The sequence below is a fragment of the Faecalibacterium langellae genome, from assembly GCF_002549775.1.
GTDB classification, from domain to species: domain Bacteria; phylum Bacillota; class Clostridia; order Oscillospirales; family Ruminococcaceae; genus Faecalibacterium; species Faecalibacterium langellae.
In genome coordinates, this window is record NZ_NMTR01000050.1 from 1 (window position 1) to 1,180 (window position 1,180).

At 35.6% G+C, this 1,180-nt stretch carries 1 pseudogene; it reads left to right on the forward strand.

The features are described 5' to 3' along the window. A pseudogene (locus CGS49_RS13575) lies at positions 1-247 on the forward strand (adenylosuccinate lyase); the annotation flags it as partial. Between the last annotated feature and the right edge of the window lie 933 nt (positions 248-1,180).

Below are 1,180 nucleotides of genomic sequence, written 5' to 3' on the forward strand. Positions count from 1 at the left end.
TATCTTCAGTCAACGTGCTATGCTTACCTTGATTGAAAAAGGCATGACGCGTGAACAAGCTTACGACCTTGTTCAACCTAAGACAGCTCAATCATGGGATAACCAAGTAGACTTTAAACCACTTCTTGAAGCAGATCCAGAGGTAACTTCTCGCCTCACTCAAGAAGAAATCGACGAAATCTTCAACCCAGTTTATTATACTAAACGTGTTGATGAAATCTTCGAACGCATCGGTTTGGGTGACTGATTTATATGAATAAGAGAAAGCAGGACCGCCCTGCTTTTTTATGGTGATATCTATGTCACTATTTTTGTTCTCTTTTTGGCTTTACAATAGGGTCATCGCAAGAAAACTGTCAGGAAGGAGGAGTTATCATTCTTAAAAGGACGATTTAACTGTTTGCCGGAACTTAGTCTCTTAATAGTAAGCCTTGCTTATAATATCATCCGGATTATGAATGATTTAGGAAGTATCAAAGTTCCTTCTTGGTTTTTAGATATGGATATTCCTAATGGGTGCTTACTATTACTTATTTTGCTTATCGTTTTAAAAAGTGATGAAAGAGAATAATATTTTAAGTAACCTTTAAGTTCATTAAGATATATTATAACCATCCTAGTAAAGCAGCTAGCTTTTGTGAGCTAGAAGGTGAACATAATTTTTTCATAACAAATTTCCCCGAAGAAAGTATAGCAATCTAGGCTTTTTTCTTCTTTTTGATGTTTTATTAGGATATTTTAAGAAAACACTTGAAAACCCTTCTAGAAAAAGGTGATATAGTTATATAAAGATTCTATTAGACAAGCGGTCACCTTTGAAGATTAGGTTGGGAAGCCTGTACAATCGTATCTTTTCAGTGGTCATTGGACTGCTGTGAAAATCCCTTATGTTTTTTTGTGCTGTGATTTAAGGTTTCTTTAAGATAGGGAGGTTATACTGTAAATCCCCTAAATAACTTTTACTGAACACATTTCAGTAAGTCTCGTTGGATTACACTTTTTGTAGAACAACGAACTTTTCTTTTTCATAATCTCCAAAAGAGCTCAACATGATGTGTTGGGTTCTTTTTTTGGTTACTAAAAAACGCCCTTAGGCGTTTTAAGTATAGATTACATTTCGTCTGGAGCTTCAACACCGAGAAGGCGAAGGGCTTCTTTGAGGACTGTTGCTGTTGCGTAG